Origin of the sequence: Plebeiibacterium sediminum (genome assembly GCF_026013605.1) — a bacterium.
Classification (GTDB): Bacteria; Bacteroidota; Bacteroidia; order Bacteroidales; family Marinilabiliaceae; genus Saccharicrinis; species Saccharicrinis sediminus.
Window position 1 is genome coordinate 1 of record NZ_JAPDPJ010000161.1, and the last position, 2,939, is coordinate 2,939.

The following is a 2,939-nucleotide window of genomic DNA, read 5'->3' on the forward strand; positions in this document are numbered from 1 at the left end:
TCAATCATCGAAAAGTTCTTCAAGTGCATATCTGCATTTCCAGTTAGGAATGAAAACAAAGCTACTTCAAAAAATACTTGAGCATCAAATAATGGATTGGAAGAATATTGTGTAATCACTTTACCAACTTGTTAGATATTCCGGAGATGTTGGTTCTTCGTCATATTTGGGGATTTTTTCACTTTGCTATAAAAACATTATAAACATCAATATATCAGTAAGATAACTCTTTATTTATTAGTGATCAAAATATATTATATGTATTTTTATATAGTTGATATTCAATTACATATGACAATAAATCAGATTTTTAATATCCCGCAATTAAATATAAAACGAGTGACCAGCGAAAATGATAATATTCAAATATACGCATCCATTAAAAGTAAAAAGGCTCAATGTCCAACGTGCAATAAATACAGTAATAGTATTCATGATAATTACGAGAGAAACTTAACAGATTTGCCAATTTTGAATTCCAAAACAGAAATTATACTGCGTACTCGAAAATTTAAATGTAAAAATGCACAATGCCATCAAAAGGTTTTTTCCGAACAAATACCATTTGTTGCTAAATATGCCAGAAGAACAAAGAGGGTGTCAAATAAGTTAGATACATTGTCAATTGAACTTACCAGTAAACAAGGAAGTATGCTTTCTGAAGAGTTTAGGATAAAAGTTAGTCCATCTACTATTACAAGAATGGCTCATAAACAACCTTTACCTCCGATAAAACAACCAAAAATACTAGGCGTAGATGACTGGGCTTATAGAAAAGGTGTTTCTTATGGAACTATACTAATTGATATGGAAACTTCTAAGCCGATAGATGTTTTAGAATCAAGAGAGGGAGATGATCTAAAAGATTGGCTTAAGAAATATAAAGACATAAAAGTAGTAACAAGGGATCGAGCAAGTGCATATTGTGCAGCAATAACGGAAATTTGTCCGAATACAGTACAAGTCGCAGACCGGTTTCATTTATTAATGAACTTATCTGACGCTCTTGATAAATATTTTAAATTTTTAAATCCTAAAATAAATGAGCTGATAAAGTCAAAAACAAATGAACTGCTTGATAACACAATAAATAAAACATCGATACAAAATAACACTTTTAAAATTCAAAAGATTGATACAGATAAATGTGTATCAAAAACTAAAATAGATCAGCGAGAAGTTATTTTTAAAAAATTAAAAGAATTGCAAGAACAAAATGTTGCAATAAAAAAAATATCAAGAGATTTAGGTATCTCCAGAGGAACTGTACGTTCTTATTTTCAGTATACTACACTACCTCCCAAGTCGTATAATAAACAGACAAACATAGATCTTTTTACGGAGCATATTATTTATCGATTAAATGAAAATGTTTCCGGAAAAGAAATTATTAATGAAATTAAAGAATTAGGTTACGATGGTAGTCAAACCCAAGCTTATTACAATATCAATATTATTAAGGAAAAGTATAATTTGTCATTTTCAAAATTAGGGCAACTTCAAACAGTGAAGATCCCATTTGTAAAGCCATTAACAACAAGAGAGTTGGCTAAAACAATTGGGGCTTCATTCACTTCGATAAAAGAAATAAGTAAAAAAGAATACCTGAAGACTCTTTTAGAAAATTTACCGGAATTAAAGATTGTTCGTAAATTGGTAATTATATTTAAAACAATGTTTTGGAGAGGTAAAGGCAATATTGAAAGGTGGATAAATTTTATAAAAAAATCAAAATATAAATTGACCGGACTTACTTCTTTTGCCAATGGTCTTATGTCAGATATAAAAGCTGTAAAAAATGGTATAAATCTACATTGGAGTAATGGTGCAGTTGAAGGACATGTCAATAGGATTAAAAGTAAAAAAAGGCAAATGTATGGTCGTGCAAAATTCGATTTATTACGTAGAAAAATTATACTCTCTCAAACAGGCTGACTTGATTTCCCCAAATATGACGAAGAACCAGCATCCGCCGGATTGTCATGCTAAAACCTAGCAGGAACTAGCTTCAGGAAAGGGGGGCAGCATGTTCAAGAATATCCACTTGTTCCATGGAACCTTTATACTTATCCTCTGTTAGACGTTCACTTAATTGGCATAAATCTTCCATCGCTAGTTTCTGCTCCCTAATCCGATCTATTCTTTTAGTAGTATAAGCTAGTTCCCCTGATTTTAGCCTGATTAGTGAGTGTGGAACAACATTCATCTTAAATAATTTAGCCAAATGCATTGTCAAATCTTCATTCTCTGGTAAATTATCAAATTGCTGAGTAGGTGGTTTCAATATGTAATTACCCCAAACACCAACAAGAGTCAATCTATTCTCTTGTGCTCTTTGAGCCTCAAAATGAAAAGAAAGTTTAGCTTGAACACCTGGAACAGTCACATGACTTTGAACAACCTTTTTAGCCAATTCATTCATCTGATCCAAAGAGTAATCCAATACAGGAGCGTCTGCAGTTCCAAACATTCTTTTTGAGCATATTGAATGAAAATCTTTATCTCCTTCACCTAATGGCTGATAGCAATACAAACATTTGTTATTCATGATCATTTGCATTTAATGGAAGAATAGAAACTGCTCCAATACAATCTTTACAACAAGCTAAAAGTAACCCCATTCGGTCATTAGCCTTTAACTTCCAATTGTCTACAGCTACATCTAACAACCAACCTTCCGGTATCAGACCATCAAAAAAAGGAAAAATTGTATTAGATGAGTATGGGTGTTCAGAAATAGGCAGAGTCTTACTAATTGCCCATTTTTCTTCTCTATTTAAGTATTCTTTGTCATATGCAAAGCGATAGCCCTTCTCGGTTTCTTCAATAATACCTGCAAAATACTGCTTATAAAACACTTTCCCTTTTCTATTCATTATCTACTAATTTTGTTTCAACTGGAGTTAATTTATGTCCGAACAATGCCAACACCTCATTAA

Annotated in this window: 4 protein-coding genes; 1 reads left to right on the top strand and 3 read right to left on the bottom strand. The window is 31.8% G+C overall.

The window, feature by feature from the left end; all coding sequences use genetic code 11:
• Positions 1 to 119, bottom strand: a 119-nt coding sequence (locus OM075_RS26190; RefSeq protein WP_363321658.1) for a HipA domain-containing protein, incomplete at its 3' end; no start/stop codon positions are given.
• Positions 120 to 291: 172 nt separating this feature from the next.
• Here OM075_RS26190 and OM075_RS24705 point away from each other — a divergent pair.
• Complete coding sequence (locus OM075_RS24705) at positions 292 to 1,935, top strand: ISL3 family transposase (RefSeq protein ID WP_301193236.1); 1,644 nt, start codon at positions 292 to 294, stop codon at positions 1,933 to 1,935.
• A 73-nt stretch (positions 1,936 to 2,008) separates the two neighbouring features.
• Here the strand turns inward: OM075_RS24705 and OM075_RS24710 are convergent, their stop codons facing one another.
• Positions 2,009 to 2,548, bottom strand: a complete 540-nt coding sequence (locus tag OM075_RS24710) for a HipA domain-containing protein (RefSeq protein WP_301193234.1) — start codon at positions 2,546 to 2,548, stop codon at positions 2,009 to 2,011.
• Entirely contained in the window at positions 2,541 to 2,876 is a 336-nt protein-coding gene (locus OM075_RS24715) for a HipA N-terminal domain-containing protein (RefSeq protein ID WP_301193235.1), read from the bottom strand. Before OM075_RS24715 ends, OM075_RS24710 begins: the two co-directional genes overlap by 8 nt.
• Positions 2,877 to 2,939 lie beyond the last annotated feature (63 nt).